Raw genomic sequence first — 19,296 nt, 5'->3', positions numbered from 1 at the left:
GGCCGCCGCCGGCCGCGTGGCCGGCTGACGGCGGCAGCCGCAGCGCTTAATCTGTCGGCACTCGGCGCCTGCTTGCGCAAGCCCGCGCGGTTTCAACCTCGGATGCGAAATGGGCGGAAGCGACAATACACAGCCGATCGCGGCGCCTGCGCGGCATCGCGACGGCGGCCGAGGCCGATGGGCATGAGCGAGGCATTGCTCGCTCTGATCGAGCGCTTGCGCGGCGACCTCACATTGGACCGCCCCGAGCGCCTGCGCGAACGCGTGGACGCGCTCGACCGGATCGAGCGGCTGAGCCTGTACCTGTCCGATGCGCCCGACACGCTGGCGCTGAGCGCGGACATCGCCGCCCAGCAAGCGCGTCTGGACGCGGTCAACGAACGGCTCTATCGGAACCTGCGCGAGGCCATCCGCCGCGGCGACGGCGCGCACTGCCTGCGCGAATGGATGCCGCTCGCCGGACACGCCGACGCGGACACCAGCATCGCGCAAGGCGAGGGCTACGATCATCTCGACGCGCTGCTCGGCGGTATCGCGCAATGGCACGAACCCGCCGACGACGTCGCCGCGCTGGCGCCGGAGATGGTGTTCTATCAACCGACACCGGCCCGGCACATCTTCGATCTGATCCGGCGCCTGGCTCCGGGTGCGGACGATGTGCTGCTGGACGTGGGTTCGGGCCTCGGCCACGTTCCCTTGCTGGTCGGCGCCTGCACCTCCGCGCGCTGCATCGGCGTCGAACTGGAACCCGCCTACGTTGCCAGCGCGCGCGCCGCCGCCGACGACTTGCGCCTGAGCCGGGTAAGTTTTATCCAGGCCGATGCGCGCGCGGCCGATCTGTCGCAGGCGACGGTGTTCTATCTGTACACGCCGTTCACCGGCGGCGTCCTGGGCGAGATGCTCGAACGCATCCGCGAGCAGGCGCAGCGGCGCGACATCCGCCTATGCAGCCTCGGGCCGTGCACACAGGTGCTGGCGGCGCAGCATTGGTTGCGAGCGATCGACGCGGAACTGCACAGCGATCGCATCGCCGTGTTCGTGCCGCGCGGGAGCGGCGACTCCGCATCGTGATCGCGCGCTCGCCTCGGCGGCGCGCACCGGAGAGGCCAGCGCCGCGGCGGTCAGCAGCGCCACCGCGATCCAGCAGGCGATTTCGTGCAGCGAACGCCGCCGCCGCTTCAGCCGCTCCGGATCGCGTCCGGCCAGCTTGAGCCGATACAGGTGGTCGAGCCGGCTGGTATCGCGGACCGGCACCCGCCGGCGTGAATCGGCTTCGTCGATCGTTTGTCCCGGCAGTACCCGACTCGCACCGCGCAGGCGGTAGTCGTCTTGGTCAAACAGTTCCATGTTCCCCTCCCGCCGTGCGGCCGGTCGGTCCTTGCATGACCTAGACAACGCGGGGGATACGGCGGGGCGGACAGTTCAATTTTGCAACGTGCGGGGTTTCGGCTGGAGGCGCGGGATTGAGCGTGAACCGGCTAACTAAGTCTCTCCATTTCTCTCCCTCTCCCGCGAGCGGGAGAGGGGCTCAATCTGCGGTCCCTCGTTATCGCGCCAACGCCTTGCAATCGACCCCGACCGCATCGTTCTTATCGCTGACGCACAGCGTGAACCCCGGCGCGATGTCGATGATTTCGCGCGTGGCGCCGGCCGCCAGATCGAACCGTTCGAACGCGCTCTCGGTGCAATGCGGGGCCTGCGCCGGCTTGGCCTTGGCGTTGGCGCACTGGCTGCGGAACAAGGAGTAATGACAGGTGCCGCTGCGGCTGGCGCGGCATTCGAACTTGGCGATCTGCTCGCTGATGCGCACCTGGCTGTCGATGATATCCACGCCGCTGTCGTTGCTGCGATTGACGATCGTGGTTCCGCCGACATCGCACCCGAGCAAGGCGCACAAGTAGTACAGCAAGGCCATCATGTTACGCATGTCCAACTCCCTGGTCTGCTTTGAATGAATCGTGGCGCCGTGCAGGCCGCATGGTTCGAGCGGGCTTGGAAACCTGTCGCGTCGCCGCGCCGAGGTTCCCGAGCCATTGCCACGCGCAGCGATCTGCGCAGACGCTGTCCGCAGACGCGACGTGGTCGAGGCCGGATTTGTGACCGGGACGGTGCGGCCGCGCGCGCGGCCGGCGTCCGGGTGGACTACATCGTCTTGAACAAGGCCATGAACGGTTGGCTCACCGTCAGGGTTTCGGGCCGGTTGCGCAGGCGCACCGTGCCCTTGCCGCTGTCGTCGCGGACGATGCCGGCGATGGCCTTGAGGTTGACGATGGTGGAGCGGTGAATCTGCTTGAAGCGGCTGCCGTCGAGCACGTCGAGCAGTTCGCGGATCGGCTTGCGCAGCAGCGCTTCGCCGTCGGCGGTGACGACGGTGGTGTATTTGTTGTCGGCGCGGAAATAGGCGACGTCGTCGATCAGGATCAGGCGGGTTTCGCGGCCGGCGCTGGCGGTGATCCAGGTCAATGCCGGCTTGTCCTCGCGCGCGGACTGGTTGGCGGTCAGGCGCTGGGCCAGTTCGGTCAGCGCATCGCGCTCGCTCTGGCCGCGGTTGCGGCGCGCCTGCAGGCGCTGCACGGTGACCGCCAGCCGCTCGGGCGTGACCGGCTTGAGCAGGTAATCGATGGCGCCGTGTTCGAACGCGTCGATCGCATGCTGATCGTAAGCGGTGACGAACACGATCTGGGTCTGCGGGCTGACATCGATGGCGGCGGCGGCGACATCCAGGCCGGTCAGGCCGGGCATGCGGATATCGAGGAAAGCGACGTCGGGACAATGCTCGGCGAGCGCTTCCAGCGCTTCGGCGCCGTCTTCGCACTCCGCGACGATGCGCAGCTGCGGCCAGGCCACCTGCAGCGCTTCGACCAGGGCCCGGCGCAGCAGGGTTTCGTCTTCGGCGACCAGTGCGGTCAAGCCCGGCGCGGTGTTGGCGGAATCAGACACTTTGCGTCTCCGTAACCGGCTGCGCCGGCACGACGATGGTGGCGGCGACGCCGTTGGGGAAATTGGCCACGATCGACAACTGCGCCTGCTCTCCGTAGACCAGCTGCAAGCGTTCGCGCACGTTGCGCAGGCCGATGCCGGTGCCGGAGTTGAGCACGTTGAATCCCAGGCCGTCGTCGGCGACGGTGATGGCGATCGAATCCTCGTTGCGGCGTGCCAGGATCCACACCGTGCCGCCGCCAGGCTTGGGTTCCAGGCCGTGCTTGATCGCGTTCTCGACCAGGGTCTGCAGCATCATCGGCGGCAGCGCGATGGCGCGCAGTTCGTCGGCGACGTCCAGTTGCAGCTCCAGGCGCGGGCCCATGCGCAGCTTGAGGATTTCCAGGTAAGCGCGCGAACGGTCGAGTTCGTCGCCCAGAGTGGACAGCGCGTCCTCGGTGCGCGGCAGCGAGCGGCGCAGGAATTCGATCAGGTGGCCCAGCATTTCGTCGGCCAGCGGCGGATCGTTGCGGGTCAGGTACTGCGCGCTGGCCAGGGTGTTGTAGAGAAAATGCGGCTCGACCTGGGCGTGCAGCAGGCTCAGCTTGGCCACGGCGAGTTCTTTCTCGGTCGAGGTGCGCGCGGCGTCGGCGCGTTCGTTGCGGCGGCGCTCGGCGATGCGGCGGTTGACCGCGCGCACGATCGCCTCGGCGTTTTCCAGGTTGGCGCCGTGATCTACGCGGAACCAGTCGCTCCATGCGCCCGATTCGGGCTCGCAGATCAGGGTGATGCGGCTGATCTCGCCGTCGGGGGTGACGGTGGCGAGAATCTGGTTGCGGGTCGTGCTCATCCACCAGTTGTAGAGATTGGCCGTGCCCAGCGCGCTGTGCGATCCGGCCTCGGCGCTTTCGACCTTGGCCCGCACCTGCAGGCTGTCGCGCGCGCTTTCGACGTTCTGTGTGCGCGGCAGTTCGCGGATCGCCGCGTCGAGCAGGTGGAAGGTTTCCTCATCGTCCAGCGGCACGTCGATCTGGCGGCGCTGGCGGTTGCCGATGGCGTTGGCGTCGATGCGCCCGCTGATCAGGCGCACCCGGCGCAGGTGCGAGAACGCGGTGATCACCACGAGGATGGTCACCACGGTAGCGATCAGGAACAGCGGCCCGGTGTCCTGGTGCTGCAGCACCGGCATGGCCTGGGCGAGTATCGCCAGCATCACGAACAGGCCGAACCATGCGGCGGCGAGACGTGCGACGAAGAACAGGCTGCGAATCACGTGGAGGTCCGGGAGGCGTGTGGCTTGGTACGCAGCATAGTGATCCCTCGCGCCAGGGGAAGCCGGGGCGCGACGAAGTCGGGCCGGGCGCGATGAAACCGGGATGCGGGGGAGCGAAACCGGGGCTCAAGATGCCCATCGGCGAGGCGCGGGCGCTCGGGCTGCTCGATTCAGTCGGGTCGGGCCCGTTAGCTCGGGCTCAACCGGGCCCGCTGAGTGCGCCGGCACGGCGACAAATCGCCCGCGACCGCGCCGGCTCAGCCGCTGGTGCCGGCCTTCTTCGAACGCTTCATCCGATACATCGCCTGATCGGCCTTTTCCAGCAGCACGCCCAGGTCTTCGCCGTCGTCGGGATAGACCGCGCAGCCGATGCTGGCGTCCAGCGTGATCGGACGGTCTTCGAATTCGAAGGCGAAACGCAGCGATTGCGCGATCCGCTGCATCTGCGCGGCGACGCCGTCGCGGTGTTCGACCCGCGGCAGGATCACCGCGAACTCATCGCCGCCGATGCGCGCGACCGTGTCGCCGGCGCGCGCGCTTTGCTTCATGCGTTCGGCGAATTCGCGGATGGCGGCGTCGCCGGCGCGATGACCCAGGTGATCGTTGACCGGCTTGAGCCCGTCCATGTCGAGATTGAGGATGCCGATGCGGCGCGATTCGCGATGCGCCTGGGCCAGGTTGTGGCGCAGGCGGTCGTAGAACAGCGCGCGGTTGGGCAGGCCGGTCAGGGCGTCGTGGGTGGCCTGGTAGAACAGCTCGTTGGTTTCGTACTTGGCGGCGTGGTACATCGCCGCGGCGATCAGTCCCGACATCAGGTCGAGCAGGCGCAGATCGTCGTCGCTGAAGGCGTTCGGCGTGCGCGCCATCACCTTGAGCACGCCGACCACCGATTCGTGATGCTTGAGCGGAACCACGATCATCGAACGCAGGCCGACCGCGCGACAGGCGTCGAGGTCCACCCGCGGATCGGTTTCCGAATCCTCGCAGCGCAGCGGCGCGCCGTCGCGGACGCAATGGCCGGACAGGCTGGCGTCGCGGCGCAGGCGCATGCCCAGGCTGGACTCGGCGATGCCGGAGGCGGCGCGATAGACCATCTCGTCGCCTTCGGCCAGCTCGACCACCGCGCCGACCGCGCCGGTTAGCGCCTGCGCGCGCGTGGCGACCAGATCCATCACACCGCCCAGGTCCAGCCCGAGCTTGGCGATCTCGGTCTGGGTCTGGATCACTTTGAGCAAGCGTTCGGAGAACGCCTGCAGTTGTGGTTCCTGCATGTTCATTCCAATCACCCCCCGGCGACGGCCGCAGTATATCGCCGGCTGCGTGAGCGCCAGCGCGGCGCGCGGTCCGCATTCAGGCTGAACCGCGCGGTGCGCGGCCGGGGCGCGCCGGATCAGGCCGGCCAGTGCACGTGGCACGGCCGCACCTCGATGCCGCCGCCGAAATAGCGGCCCAGGTGCGCGCCGGGATGCAGTTTGGCGATTTCGATCGCCTGTTCGATGTCGTCGGCATCGACCACGAAGTAGGCGCCCCAGGGTTCGGGCGTGTCGGCATAGGCGCCGCGGGCGACGGTGGGGCCGTTCTCGCCCGGACGGATCACCGCGTAGTCGGCCGGCGCGGCGAGCGAGCAGATCACATCGACATGGCCGCTGCCCTGCAATTGCTGGTCGCGCGGCGCGCAGATGGCGGCGACCGCCTGGAAATCCTCCGGCGTGCAGGCGGCGAACCTGGCTTGGTCGTAGTGGCACAGGCAGATGAATTTCATGACGGCTCCGGGATCGAGGTGGGTGAAGGCGGGTGCTTGCCTATACGACGAACCGCGACGGGTTGAATCGACATCGACGGCCCAGGTTGGCCGCGCGATCGTCTCGACGCCCGCCGGGGCGGCGACTAAGCTCGGCGGCTTGAGCCCGAACGATGCGGTCATGGACAGAGAACACGAGGCGTACCGGGAGATGTTTACCGGCGTGGTGAACCAGGGCGATGTGTTCTGGCTGCCCGCCGACCCGTCAAAGGGCTCGCTGCCGGGCGTCGCCCATCCCCACGTCGTGGTCCAGGACGATCTGTTCAACCATTCCCGGATCAGCACCGTGGTGGTGTGCGCGCTGACCTCCAACCTGGGCCGCGCGAGCGAACCGGGCAATGTGTTGCTCGATGCGGGCGAGGGCGATCTGGCCCGGCAGAGCGTGGTGGTGGTGTCGCAGGTGGCGTCGATCTACAAGCATCGCCTGGGCGAACGGATCGGCTCGCTGTCGGCGCAGCGCGTCGCGCAGATTCTGGCCGGGATGCGTTTTTTGCAGGCATCGTTCTTTCGTCGGCGATGAGCGATTGCGCGCGGGGTCGCCGGCCCTGCGCGCATCGAACAGACATCGCACTTTCGGCCTCGGGCCAGGGATTACGGATACCGCATGAAACTATGGAAGAAGATCGCGATCGCGACGGCAATGGTCATCGGCGTCTCGTTCCTGGTGCCCGACTTCACGGAGGAATCTGCGCAAGTCGATGAGAACGTGATCGCGCTCAAGTTGAACCGATCCGGCGATCGACTGTTGCTGAGGACCGTGCGGCAGGATTACGAGTTCGCCCTGCCGGCCAACCGTCTGAACGATCTTCAGCCGCCGCTGTTGTCGGCGCAGCGCGAGGCCTTGCTCGGCCTGGGCAATCTCAGCCTGAGCGCACTGCAGGTCGAGCCCGCGGGCGTCACCGGATCGTTGCAGATCAGGATCGGCGGTTACGATCCCAGCCTGCGGGAGACCAAGACCGTCCTGTCCGAAGACGAGCGGCACGCACTGGCCGAGCTGGGCTTCAAGCCGTCGAACGGCAACATGGTCGGCGATATCGAGCCGTCGCTGTACATGGCCTGGCGCACGGATCTGCGCGGACGTAAGCGTCCGGCGGCGCAAGCGCAGAATCGGGACCAGGTGTTCGCCGGCGCCGACCTCACCTCGCTGGCGCCCTCGCAGGTGCGCGTGGTGGAGGTGATCGACGAAGAAACGTTGGCGCGCAATCGCAGACTCAACCAGATATTCCGGCCGCTGACGATGGTGCGCGAAGCGGTCACTGTGATCGTGATCGTGCCGTTCCTGCTGCTCACCGGTTTCACCCCGGGCAGATGATGACGCGGTGCTTGCAGGCAATCGCACGCGACGAAGAAGCTTCTTCACGCACGTCACCGCGCGATCCCTGGGCCCACCACTCGGCGATAGCGCAGGGCCAATCGGAGAGCCCTTTCGACGGTCACGTCCAGTTGCAGTTCCAGGTGCGGGCCCATACGCAGCTTGAGGATTTCCAGGTAAGCGCGCGAATGGTCGAGTTCGTCGCCCAGAGTGGACAGCGCGTCCTCGGTGCGCGGCAGCGAGCGACGCAGGAATTCGATCAGATGGCCCAGCATTTCATCGGCCAGCGGCGGATCGTTGCGGGTCAGGTACTGCGCGCTGGCCAGGGTGTTGTAGAGAAAATGCGGCTCGACCTGGGCATGCAGCAGGCTCAGCTTGGCCACGGCGAGTTCTTTCTCGGTCGAGGTGCGCGCGGCGTCGGCGCGCTCGTTGCGGCGGCGCTCGGCGATGCGGCGGTTGACCGCGCGCACGATCGCCTCGGCGTTTTCCAGGTTGGCGCCGTGATCTACCCGGAACCAGTCGCTCCATGCGCCCGATTCGGGCTCGCAGATCAGGGTGATGCGGCTGATCTCGCCATCGGGGGGGGGGCGGTGGCGAGAATCTGGTTGCGGGTATTGCCGAGATTCCAGCCGGAGAAATGGCTGGTATCGAAAGCCGCTTGGCCCGGGCTGTCGGGGCGCTTGATCTTAGCCCGCGCTTGCAGGCTGTCGCGCGCGCTCTCGATCTGTTCGCTGCGCGGCAGCTCGCGGATCACTTCGTCGAGCAGGAGGAAGGTCTCGTCGGCATCCAGCGGCACCTCGATCTGGCGCCGCTGGCGATTGGCGATGGTGCTGCCGTCGATCCGTCCCGCGACCGGCTTGACCCGGCGCAGGTGGGCGAAGGCGGTGATCGCGACGACCACGTCCACGATCACGGTCACCAGGAACAAGGCGCCGGTGTCCTGATGCTTCAACACCGGCATCGCCTGGGCGATCAGGGCCAACACCACGAACAGGCCGAACCATGCGGCGGCGAGACGGGCGATGAAGATCAGGCTGCGAATCACGGTGGGTCCGAGGCGGGCGCTTGATCGCGGCGCGAGTGGAAGCGGGGGCGCGACGAAGCGCGGCCGGAGCCGATGAAACCTAGAGCCTGGGGCGCGAAACGGGGACGCGCGCTGCGCCGGACGGACGGTCCGTGCGCGGACCGCCAGGGCCGGGCTGGCCCGGACGCCGGAGGTTCGGCCGGGCGCGATGCGAGTCGCGGCGCGGGGGGATTCGGTCGCGGCACGGTCGCGCTTAGGTCGTATCAGTTTGGCCGCGCCGGTCCGGCGCGTTCGCTCAATCGGCGGCGGGTTTCTTCAGGCGCTTTACCCGACGACATGGCCTGGCCAGCCTTCTCCAGCGGTGCGCCCAGGTTCTCGCCGTCGTCGGGAAGCCTCGCGGCGCCGATGCTCGCGACGGCGCGGAGGGCTGGGCCGTCACCTTGCGTGCTTTGCGTAACTTGGCGGAATCGCCGGCGCCATGTCGCAAATCTTGATCTGTCTATGCGATAGGCGATTATTCTGGCCCAGGGGACAAGGCGTGCCGAAGGCGGGCAATGGACCGTCGTTCTTTCATCCGAAGCGACGCCGACGCAGAGATCGCAGTGCGATCCGAGGCATGGCGACGTTTCCGGTCGCTGAGGTCGCAAGCGTGCGGATTCGAGCGCGATCAATGGAGCTTCATTAGCAAGGAGATATCGGTCATGCCGGGTTACTCAGCGTAAGGCCTCGTTCCTCCACTCCCGTATTCCAGCCGTAAGGCCTGTGCCGGTTTGCGTTCGTGCGGACCGGCACGGTGTTCACGTGCGCGGTCGATCGTAGACGAAGTCGGTGTGCACCCTCTTGGTCCGCGCTCCGGCCGGTCTTAGCAGCATTCAGTCAAGGACCCGAAGTGATCTCAATTCCTCTGTCCGCCCGCGCGTTGTCGGTCGCCATCGCGATCTGTTGCGCATCCGCCGGTAACGCCTGCGCCGCCATCAGCAGTCCGACAGTGCTGGAAGACTACGACGGCTTGACCAAGGGCATACCGGTGACCGCGTTGACCGATGACGGCATGTTCGGCGACAGCATCAGCTTGTTCGACGGAGCGACTACGTTCACCGCGACCGATGTGTCCTTGAAGACCAACAGCGCTTTGACCGTGTCGATCGGCCGCAAGCTCAGCAACGCCGGCCTGTCGCTCAATACTTGGCGTGGTGGCGAAACCTCAGTGTTCGGCCGGTATTGGGTACTGGACATTCCAAATATCCACGGCACCTTTGACAAGCGCACCGGCTGGGTCATCCGCGACCGCGATTACAACGGCCCTCAGTTCCCGGACACCTGGATGGGGTCCACTCAGCGTTGCAGCGGTGGCGATTATTCGCCGCCGACGATGCCCGACAACGATCTGAGCGATAGCAAGTCCCACTACGATGCCAGCGACTACTGGGCCGGCAATCACATCAGTATTCCGGGCATGGGTGAAGAGCTGATGCTCAACCTGGGGGCGGGCCACGTCCGTCCCAGCGACGGACTCGCTTACTACGGCGGAACCAAGTCGAACTGGAAGGTCGCTTGTCTGCCAAGCGTCCGCAACGGGGCCGGCGAGGGCTTCCTGGTGGTGCTGCCCAATGGCCAGCGCTATACCTTCGATTGGATGGTGACTCGGAGCAGCAAGGGCATCCTCGGAACGCCCGGCGAATTCGGTGGAGGACTCGGCATCAAGCGGGTCGAGGTGTTCCTGTACGCCACGCGGGTCGAAGACGCACAGGGCAATTGGCTGGCCTACGAATACGATCCGGCCAATCCTCACCGGTTGTTGGGGATTCGTTCCAATGACGGCGTGGAGGCCAAGCTGACCTACAACCCCGCCGGCAAGATCGACACGATTTCGTCCGCCGGACGGGTATGGACTTACGAGTACGCGCCTTACAGCCAGGGTGGCACGACCGTCGACAGCGACTGGTTGAGCGGGGTTGTGCTTCCCGACGGCGGGCGTTGGGGTTACCAGTACGGCGATCATTTCGATTTCATGCATTACGAGCCCAACGGCGTCTGGATGGGCTGCTCGCCCAACCCCGGCACGATGAGGTCGGCGGTCGACCCGGATCCGAAGGATGTCGGCGTTTTCACCATCAGCCATCCCTCCGGCGCGGTGGGCGAATTCAAGTTCCGGAAACTGCTGCACGGCACCCACCGCACCGCTGGTCATTGCTTTCCGCGCCAGGAACAATTCTGGACGCGGCTGAGCGGTAATCCGATGGCTTACGCCGTGGGGTCGTTGTATTCCAAGACCATCACCGGTCCAGGCGTGGTACCACAGGCCTGGAGTTTCTTCTACACGCCGACCTGGAGCTGGGCCGAGGATTGCACGGCCTCCGGTACCTGCATCACGCCGGCCGAAACGCGGGTAACCAATCCTGATCGTTCGGTGAACTTCTACAAGTTCAACAACGACTTCACTTCCAACGTAGGCGAGTTGATCGAAGAGTCGGTCAAGGACGCCGCTGGGCAAACCGTTCGCACCACCACCAGCGCCTATGTGCAGAGCGCGGTCGATCAGCCGTTCCCGCTGATCAACGGCGTGGTGCCGGTATCGATCTCGGGTACCCGAGGCTATCTCAACAACCGTCCGTTGAAGACCCGGCAGATCATCCAGGACGGCGTGAGTTTCGTCACGGAGAACAACATTTTCGACGGGTACGGCAGGGTGTTGCGCTCCACCGGCTATAACACGCTTGGCTATAGCCGCAACGAAGGCACCGAGTTCTACGACCATGCCGGCAAGTGGATCCTCGGCCAAGTTGCGGCGACATCGGTCAACAACGCGGAAACCGGTCGCGCGCAATTCGATCCAGCGACCGCGCGGGTGCTCAATACCACCGCATTCGGCAAATTAAAGAACGCCTTTACCTATTACGCCGACGGCACCTTGGAAACGGTCAAGGACGGCAACGGCAACACCACCGTGTTCAAAGGCTGGAAGCGCGGTATTCCTCAATCGATACAGCGTCCGGCGACTCCGGAAAGTCCCGGCGGCGCGACCGAAAGTGCGGTGGTCGACGATCGCGGTTGGGCGACCTCGGTTACCGATGAGAACGGCTTCACTACCCAGTACCGTTACGACGGCGCCGGGCGCCTGGCAGGCGTGATCTATCCGCAGGGCGACACCGTCGACTGGCAGCCGATGAGCCAGGAGTTCGTGCGCGTCGCCAGCCCCGAGTACGGTCTTGAAGCCAACCACTGGCGCCGCATCGCAGTGACCGGCGAGCGCCGCTCCGATACATACTACGACGCGTTTCTGCGGCCGGTGCTGGAAATGGAGTTCGATCTGTCCGACGCCTCGCGCAACACGCAGACGCAGGTGTTCACTCGCTACGACAGCGAGGGTCGGGTGGCGTTCCGCTCGTTTCCGACCCGCCACGTCGACGATTTCCGCCAGTCGATGCCCGGTACTGCCTATACCTACGACGCATTGGGCCGGGTGACCACGGCTACGCAGGATTCCGAGCTCGGACCTTTGACCACTGGCACCGAGTACCTCAGTGGCTTCAAGCGCAAGATCACCAATCCGCGCGGCCTTGCCACCATTGAGACGTTCCAGGTGTTCGGCCAACCCGAGTACGAGAAGCCGGTAGTCATCGATGCCCCGGAAAGCGTTCGCACTCAGATCATGCGCGATGCCTTCGGAAAACCTCTTGAAATTCAGCGCGTGTCCACCGCGCAATGATGCCGCACGCCCGCACCGAGACTCTTAATCGCCGCAGCGCCCGCGACTGCATAGCGCCGCGCGCGACGACGGTTGGGGAAACGTTTTTTACAGGATACGAAACGATGCGATACGGAAACAGCGGAGGCGCCGCCCGCCGCGGCGAACCGCGATTGGCGGTACGGATGCTGATGGGATTGCTGTGGCTTCTTGCCGCGCCATGGGCCATCGCGGCACCAGCGACGATCAGCTTCACCCCGCCGCCGCAGACGTCCTATACGGTGCCGGTGTCTTTCGAGTTGAACGTCACCTCGAGCGACGGCATGCAGGGATCCAGCGTCGAGACCATCCACGGCGTAAAAATCCTGCGCAACGAGCAAGTGGCCGCAACTGGACTCAGAGGTATCAAGTTCCTCGAGTCGGGGCTGGCGCCGGGCACCTACACCTATTACGCCCAAGCCACCGCGATCAGTATCTATCGCGAAGAAGAGCGGCAGCGCACGCTACGCACGCAGCCGTTCACCATCACCGTCAATCCGCCGCCGCCGCTTTACAACGAAGCCGAGTTCGTTTCGCAGTCGTTCCCGGACGGTGTGGTTACGATGTACTCGGGCCAAACGCTGGCGATGAGCGTGCAGATGCGCAACACCGGTACGACGACCTGGTCCTCGTCACGGGCGTATTCGCTGGGCACCTTGAACCCGCAGGACAATACGTATTGGGGCATGGGTCGCGTCGGATTGCCGCACGACGTGGCGCCGGGGCAGAGCGTCACCTTCAACATGACCCTGACGGCTCCTGTGGTGAACAGCCGCATGATCAACTACAACGTGCAATGGCGCATGGTCCAGGACGGCGTGGAGTGGTTCGGTCAGACCACGCCCAACCGCTACGCCTATGTCAGCCCGGTCCCGGCCGGCACTATCCACGCCGAGCCCAATCCTTGCGAGTTGACCGCGAGCGCGACCAGTTGCGGAACCACGGTGAGCTGGACCGCGAACACCGCAGGGTCGGAATTGTGGCGCAGCCGGATCGACGGGAGTGGGGCTACACGCCTCATCGGTGTCCCGCAAGGCGATAGCCGCTTGAACGTCGCCGACATTACCGAAGCCGGAAGCCGGATCGAAGTGCGCGGCGATAACCGCGTGCTTGCCTCCATCGACGTCTACGCGCGTCGTCCGCCGCCGGTGATCATCGGCAACATCGACGGCTTGACCGCCGACAAGAGCGTGCTGATTGGCTGGGCCTGTGCAAGCACCCGGCAGACCCCTGTAGATGTGCATCTGTATGCCGGGGGGCCCGCGGGCACGGCCGGAGCGGTGTTCATCGGCGCTTACACCGCCAATCGAGCCAGCGAGGCGGGGGTTGTCGCATCCTGCAAGGTCGACAGCGGTAACTTCCGCTTCGCCATCCCGATCAGCAACGAAGTGCGCGCGCAATATTCGGGCCGCTTGATCTATGTGCACGGCATCTCGCCGGTGGGAGGCGCTAATCTGGCGATCGGCAACTCCGGCGGGATTGCGATTCCCTCGCCGCAGACGCCGGTGCAGCAGCCCAACACTCGCCGTTATGTCTACGACCAGCATCAGCAGTTGTGCAAGATCATCGAGCCGGAAACCGGTGCGACAGTGATGGCCTACGACGGCGCGGGCAATCTGAACTGGAGCGCCAGCGGCTTGAACCTGCCGGCGACCGACAACTGCAACACCGCCGAAGCTGCGGCGTCCGACCGAGTCGTGGCCCGTGGGTACGATGCGCTCAACCGACTCAAGACGCTCGCCTTTCCCGACGGCCGCGGTAATCAAAGCTGGGAATACACGCCCGATGGCCAGCCGAGCAGGATCGTCACCTATAACGAATCCGGCAACGCCGCTGCGGTCGAAAGCACCTACACCTACAACAAGCGCCGTCTGTTGATCGGCGAAGCCGTGGCTCAGCCGGACTGGTACCGCTGGGACCTGGGCTATGGCTACGACCGCCTCGGCAATCCAGCCAGCCAGGTATATCCGACCGGTTTGGCGGTGACTTTCGAACCCGATGCATTGGGCCGGCCCAAACGGGTCAGCAGCCCGGGTGCGGTGTACGCTTCGGACATCGAGTACTACCCCAACGGCGCGCTGCAACGCTTCGTCTACGGCAACGGCGTGGTCCACACCATGGCGCAGAACCTGCGTCAGTTACCCCAGCGCAGCACCGACGCCGGCGTCATCGATCTGGAGAACGTCTACGACGGCAACGGCAACGTCAATATCATCTATGACCGCGCGCGCGGCGACCACTACAGCCGGACCATGGAATACGACGGCCTGGACCGATTGAAGTCGGCCGGTTCGTGCAGCTTCGGCGGCGATTGCTGGCATCGGTTCACCTACGATGCGCAGGACAATCTGCGTTCGTGGGTGCTGCCGGGAGTTAAGGACTATGCGGCTTACGTCTATGATGAACATTCGCGCTTGACCAATATTCGTAACAGCGCGGGCGAATCGATCGTAGGTCTTGGCTATGACGTGCAGGGCAATCTGGAGAACAGGAACGGCCAAATTTATCGGTTCGATTACGGCAATAGGCTGCGGGAAATTGTAGACAAGGAAACATATCGTTACGACGGTTTAGGGCGGCGCGTAGCGAGCTTTTCCGGTGGCAATCAACAGCGGCTGTTGTCGCAGTACAGCAAGGCCGGGCAGCCGCTCTACATGGAGAATAAGCAGAAGGGTTTGGATATCATCAATATTTATCTGCGAGGAAGCCTGTTGGCCAGCCGCGAAAAGGCGAAAGATACTGGCGCGGACGTCGTCCGTTATCAGCACACTGACAGTTTGGGCAGCCCTGTCGCCGTATCTAATGAAAGAGGTGAGGTGCTAAGTCGCGCCATTTATGAGCCCTACGGTAATGTGATCGAGCCCTCGGCTTACGACGGCATCGGATATGCAGGGCATATCATGGATGCGGCAACCAACTTGGTCCAGATGCAGCAGCGTTACTACGATCCCACTCTTGGGCGATTCCTGAGCATCGATCCGGCTGTGGTTGGCGACAAGACCGCTGATAACTTCAATCGATACAGTTATGCGAACGATAATCCGTATAAATTCGTCGATCCCGATGGTCGCGCTGCGATCGTTACCCGGTTGAAGGACGGAACGATTCAGGTGGACATTCCTGCCAAGTTCAAGGGAACGGGTGCCAGCGAGGGAAATATCTCGAAGGTCAAAACACAGGTTCAGGGTTTGTCCGGTACGTATAAAGTGAATGGTCAGGACACGCAGGTGAATTTCCGGGTCACCGATATCACGAAAGAGACTCCGCGCGCCGCTAAAAACACGATTACTCTCACCGATGGGCCCACTTCACGCAGAGGCGGGCTGAGCTACGCGGTGCTCGGCGGAAAGAAGGCTGAAATCGACATTCAAGATAGATTCGTCCCGAACGGTACCGCGCCTCACGAGTTGTTGCATTTGGCGGACGTCAACGACAGGTACGACACCGTTACTCGGAAGGCAGATCCCGCGTGGGGTAATAACATTATGAATGTGGTGCCGGGCGTTCTTGAGGGTAGAAATATTCCCGAGATCCTCAGCAGCAGGAACAACGTGCAACGTGCCGAGGGCAATTGATATGATGCGATCAAGTATTGCGCAAGCAATTATGCTTCTGCTTCTTATTCCTTCAGCTGTATTCGCCAGGGATCTGTCGAAATATCCCTGTACGGTCTTTAGCTATGATGTTTGCTTTCGCCTCCCGGCGGGCGCGCATGCGGATTATTCGATTCCGGCTGACTTCGATGTCTACAGGATCTCAAAAGGCAGCGCTACCTTCGCGATAATTTACATTGGCGATGCCGCGCAGCCGCCCACGAGCGCCAATGTTGCTGTAGTGAAGAAGACGAAATACGGGACCATCAGCATCCACACAGCCGATTCTTCATCGTCTAATGGCGCGGTGGATATCTATATTGTTCCGAATGCAAAGGATGCTTCTACGGTGCACATCTCGGCGGATTCTGTTGCCGCGGATGACGAGGTTCTGGGTGAGCTCTTGTCTAGCTTTAGACCATGTGTGCCGATCAAGACAGGCGGCCAGAGATGTCCGGTCAATGATGTTTGGAGTCGAGAGCTGGTTCAGGCCATTCGATAGACATCGTAAGCCGTGCCTAAATGATCATTTCAATGCCCGGTGGATAGTTTCGCGTCCGGCTTGTGCGGAAGACGGCGGCCCAAACCGGCGCATAGTGACGAATCAGACGCCCAAAAAAGACCCCGCGCGAGCGGGGTCTTTCATTCGAGCGAAAATCGCGCAGCTTACGCCTCGGCTTCCTCTTCCCTGTACGCATCGATCGGAATGCACGCGCACATGACGTTCTTGTCGCCGTAGACGTTGTCCACGCGCGACACCGGCGGCCAGTACTTCTGCAGCTTCAGCGACGGCAGCGGGAACGCAGCCAGTTCGCGCGGGTAGGCGTGGGCCCATTCGCTCGCGGTGACTTGCGTGGCGGTGTGCGGGGCGTGCTTGAGCGGGTTGTCCTCGCGGTCCAGGCGGCCGTCTTCGACCGCGCGGATTTCGTCGCGGATCTGGATCATCGCGTCGATGAAGCGGTCCAGTTCATGCTGCGATTCGCTCTCGGTCGGCTCGACCATCAAGGTGCCGGCGACCGGGAAGCTCAGGGTCGGAGCGTGGAAGCCGAAGTCGATCAGGCGCTTGGCGACGTCCTCGGCGCTGATGCCGGTGGCGTCCTTGATCGGGCGCAGGTCGAGGATGCATTCGTGCGCGACCAGACCGTTGCGGCCGGTGTAGAGCGTTTCGTAATGCGATTCCAGGCGCTTGGCGATGTAGTTGGCGTTGAGCAGCGCCACCTGGGTGGCCTTGCGCAGGCCCTGGGTGCCCATCAGGGTGATGTACATCCACGAGATCGGCAGGATGCTGGCCGAGCCGAAGCTCGCCGCGCTGACCATGCCGACCACGCCTTCGCCATCCACCGTCTTGGGCAGGAACGGCGCGAGGTGCGACTTCACCGCGCACGGGCCGACGCCCGGGCCGCCGCCGCCGTGCGGAATGCAGAAGGTCTTGTGCAGATTGAGGTGCGACACGTCCGAGCCCCACTTGCCGGGCTTGGCCACGCCGACCAGGGCGTTCATGTTGGCGCCGTCGGTGTACACCTGGCCGCCGTGCTTGTGGATGATCTCGCAGATCTCGACCACCTCTTCCTCGAACACGCCGTGCGTGGACGGGTAGGTCATCATGATCGCGGCCAGGCGGTCGCTGTACTTCTCGGCGTTGCGGCGGATGTCTTCGACATCGACGTTGCCGTTGCTGTCGGTCTTGGTCACGACCACGGTCATGCCGCACATCTGCGCCGAGGCCGGGTTGGTGCCGTGCGCCGAATCGGGGATCAGGCAGATGTCGCGATGGCCTTCGCCGCGCGAGCGGTGATAGGCGCGGATCGCCAGCAGGCCGGCGTATTCGCCCTGCGCGCCGGAGTTGGGCTGCAGGCTGACCGCGTCGTAACCGGTGCATTCCACCAGCATCGCTTCGAGCTCATCGATCAGCTGCGTGTAGCCGGTGGTCTGCTCGGCCGGAGCGAGCGGATGGATGTTGCCGAATTCCGGCCAGGTCACCGGGATCATCTCGGCGGTGGCGTTGAGCTTCATCGTGCACGAACCCAGCGGGATCATCGTGCGGTCCATCGCCAGATCCTTGTCGGCCAGCGAGCGCATGTAGCGCAGCAGTTCGTGTTCGCTGTGGTGGGTGTTGAACACCGGGTGCTGCAGGAACGCGGACTTGCGCACCAGCGCGGACGGGATCGCGTCGGCGGTGGAGGCGTCGAGCGCGTCGATGTCGAGCGTGGCGCCGAACAGGCCGGCCAGCGCGGTCAGATCGTCGCGGTTGACGGTTTCGTCCAGGCTCAGGCCGACGCTGCCCGCGTCGATCGCGCGCAGGTTGATCGAGGCGGCGCTGGCCTTGGCGTGGATCGCCTTGGCATCGACGCCGCTGATGTGCAGGGTGTCGAAGAAACCGTCCGCGACTTGCACGCCGGCCTTGCGCAGCGCGGCGGCGAGGATCGCGGCCTGGCGGTGGATGCGGCGGGCGATGCGGGTCAGGCCGTCGGGGCCGTGGTAGACCGCGTACATGCTGGCCATGACCGCCAGTAGCACCTGCGCGGTGCAGATGTTGGAGGTGGCCTTCTCGCGGCGGATGTGCTGCTCGCGGGTCTGCAGGGTCAGGCGGTAGGCCGGCTTGCCGTCGGTGTCGACCGACACGCCGATCAGGCGGCCCGGCATCGAGCGCTTGTACGCGTCGCGGCAGGCCATGAAGCCGGCGTGCGGGCCGCCGAAGCCGAACGGCACGCCGAAGCGCTGGGTGTTGCCGACCACGATATCGGCGCCGAATTCGCCCGGCGCCTTGAGCAGGGTCAGCGCGAGCAGATCGCTGGCGACCGCGACGATGCCGCCGCGCGCGTGCACCGCGTCGGACACGGCCTGATAGTCGTGCACGCCGCCGAAGGTATCCGGGTATTGCAGCAGCACGCCGTAGGCTTCGACCTTGAGCGCGTCGGCGTCGTCGCCGATGTGCAGCTTGATGTCGAGCGGCTCGGCGCGCGTGCGCAGCACTTCCAGGGTCTGCGGATGGATGTTCTTCGAGACGAAGAAAGTGTTGGACTTCGACTTGGCCGAGCGCTTGGCCAGGGTCATCGCTTCGGCCGCGGCGGTGCCTTCGTCCAGCAGCGAGGCGTTGGCGATCTCCATCCCGGTCAGGTCGGCGATCATGGTCTGGAAGTTGATCAGCGCTTCCATGCGGCCCTGCGAGATTTCCGCCTGGTACGGCGTGTAGGCCGTGTACCACGCCGGGTTCTCCAGGATGTTGCGCAGGATGACGTTCGGGGTGTGGGTGCCGTAGTAGCCGCGGCCGATGAAGCTGCGGAACACCTGGTTCCGGGTGGCGATGGCGCGGATCTTGGCGAGCGCTTCGACTTCGCTGATCGCCGCCGGCAGGGCCAGCGGTTGGGTCGATTTGATCGAACCGGGGACGATGGCGTCGGTCAGCGCTTCGAGCGAGTCGTAGCCGACCTTGCCCAGCATGTGGCCGATCTCGGCGTCGTTGGGGCCGATGTGGCGCTCGATGAAAGCGTCGTGGTGCTCGAGAGCGCGCAGGGATACGTTCGTCATGGGCAGGGGGCGTCCTAAGGCAACGTGCGGTGCCGCACGCGAGGCGCCCCTCTGTCCTTTTGCCTGAGAGTTTGGAAGCGTGCTGCGGTCAGGCAGCCGGGGGAGGGGAGGGCCGTGGG

General features: G+C 64.6%; 14 protein-coding genes. 6 read left to right on the top strand and 8 right to left on the bottom strand.

What is annotated here, in order from left to right:
• Window positions 1–183: 183 nt before the first annotated feature.
• Entirely contained in the window at window positions 184–1,071 is an 888-nt protein-coding gene (locus AB4Y92_RS14760) for a methyltransferase domain-containing protein (RefSeq protein WP_441820347.1), read from the top strand.
• A 475-nt stretch (window positions 1,072–1,546) separates the two neighbouring features.
• On the opposite strand, the gene AB4Y92_RS14755 is transcribed toward AB4Y92_RS14760, so the two are convergent.
• From AB4Y92_RS14755 to AB4Y92_RS14735, 5 genes are all read right to left on the bottom strand, one after another.
• A complete protein-coding gene (locus AB4Y92_RS14755) occupies window positions 1,547–1,927 on the bottom strand; it encodes a hypothetical protein (protein ID WP_441820346.1) in 381 nt (126 codons plus the stop codon).
• A 215-nt stretch (window positions 1,928–2,142) separates the two neighbouring features.
• The gene (locus AB4Y92_RS14750; RefSeq protein ID WP_441820420.1) at window positions 2,143–2,910 is read right to left on the bottom strand and encodes a LytR/AlgR family response regulator transcription factor; all 768 of its coding nucleotides are present in this window, start codon (window positions 2,908–2,910) and stop codon (window positions 2,143–2,145) included.
• A 22-nt stretch (window positions 2,911–2,932) separates the two neighbouring features.
• On the bottom strand, window positions 2,933–4,192 hold the full coding sequence (locus tag AB4Y92_RS14745; protein ID WP_441820345.1) for a sensor histidine kinase: 1,260 nt from the start codon (window positions 4,190–4,192) through the stop codon (window positions 2,933–2,935).
• A 257-nt stretch (window positions 4,193–4,449) separates the two neighbouring features.
• The gene (locus AB4Y92_RS14740) at window positions 4,450–5,463 is read right to left on the bottom strand and encodes a diguanylate cyclase domain-containing protein (protein ID WP_441820344.1); all 1,014 of its coding nucleotides are present in this window, start codon (window positions 5,461–5,463) and stop codon (window positions 4,450–4,452) included.
• Between the two features lie 119 nt (window positions 5,464–5,582).
• A complete protein-coding gene (locus tag AB4Y92_RS14735; RefSeq protein ID WP_441820343.1) occupies window positions 5,583–5,954 on the bottom strand; it encodes a YciI family protein in 372 nt (123 codons plus the stop codon).
• On the opposite strand from AB4Y92_RS14735, the gene AB4Y92_RS14730 reads away from it, so the two are divergent.
• Together AB4Y92_RS14730 and AB4Y92_RS14725 are read left to right on the top strand one after the other, a co-directional pair.
• Entirely contained in the window at window positions 5,944–6,513 is a 570-nt protein-coding gene (locus AB4Y92_RS14730; RefSeq protein WP_441820342.1) for a type II toxin-antitoxin system PemK/MazF family toxin, read from the top strand. The two genes, AB4Y92_RS14735 and AB4Y92_RS14730, sit on opposite strands and share 11 nt — an antisense overlap.
• An 84-nt stretch (window positions 6,514–6,597) precedes the next feature.
• Window positions 6,598–7,305, top strand: a complete 708-nt coding sequence (locus AB4Y92_RS14725) for a hypothetical protein (protein WP_441820341.1) — start codon at window positions 6,598–6,600, stop codon at window positions 7,303–7,305.
• 53 nt (window positions 7,306–7,358) lie between these two features.
• Here AB4Y92_RS14725 and AB4Y92_RS14720 read toward each other — a convergent pair whose 3' ends face one another.
• Window positions 7,359–7,775 carry a histidine kinase gene (locus AB4Y92_RS14720; protein ID WP_441820340.1) on the bottom strand — a complete coding sequence of 139 codons (417 nt, stop codon included), beginning with the start codon at window positions 7,773–7,775 and terminating at the stop codon, window positions 7,359–7,361.
• An 80-nt stretch (window positions 7,776–7,855) separates the two neighbouring features.
• Window positions 7,856–8,350: a hypothetical protein gene (locus AB4Y92_RS14715; protein WP_441820339.1), complete on the bottom strand. Its 495-nt coding sequence runs from the start codon at window positions 8,348–8,350 to the stop codon at window positions 7,856–7,858.
• 967 nt (window positions 8,351–9,317) lie between these two features.
• Here AB4Y92_RS14715 and AB4Y92_RS14710 point away from each other — a divergent pair.
• The 3 genes from AB4Y92_RS14710 to AB4Y92_RS14700 all read left to right on the top strand — a co-directional run bounded on the left by AB4Y92_RS14710 (window position 9,318) and on the right by AB4Y92_RS14700 (window position 16,151).
• Window positions 9,318–12,038, top strand: a complete 2,721-nt coding sequence (locus tag AB4Y92_RS14710; protein WP_441820338.1) for an RHS repeat domain-containing protein — start codon at window positions 9,318–9,320, stop codon at window positions 12,036–12,038.
• A 104-nt stretch (window positions 12,039–12,142) separates the two neighbouring features.
• Window positions 12,143–15,631: an RHS repeat domain-containing protein gene (locus tag AB4Y92_RS14705; protein ID WP_441820337.1), complete on the top strand. Its 3,489-nt coding sequence runs from the start codon at window positions 12,143–12,145 to the stop codon at window positions 15,629–15,631.
• A 1-nt stretch (window position 15,632) separates the two neighbouring features.
• Window positions 15,633–16,151 carry a hypothetical protein gene (locus tag AB4Y92_RS14700; RefSeq protein WP_441820336.1) on the top strand — a complete coding sequence of 173 codons (519 nt, stop codon included), beginning with the start codon at window positions 15,633–15,635 and terminating at the stop codon, window positions 16,149–16,151.
• A 164-nt stretch (window positions 16,152–16,315) separates the two neighbouring features.
• Here AB4Y92_RS14700 and gcvP read toward each other — a convergent pair whose 3' ends face one another.
• A complete protein-coding gene (gcvP, locus tag AB4Y92_RS14695) occupies window positions 16,316–19,177 on the bottom strand; it encodes an aminomethyl-transferring glycine dehydrogenase (protein WP_441820335.1) in 2,862 nt (953 codons plus the stop codon).
• Between the last annotated feature and the right edge of the window lie 119 nt (window positions 19,178–19,296).

Origin of the sequence: Lysobacter sp. TAB13, assembly GCF_052113885.1 — a bacterium.
GTDB classification, from domain to species: Bacteria; Pseudomonadota; Gammaproteobacteria; order Xanthomonadales; family Xanthomonadaceae; genus Lysobacter; species Lysobacter gummosus.
Note: the sequence above shows the minus strand (reverse complement) of the source record. Positions and strands in the feature narration are given on the sequence as shown.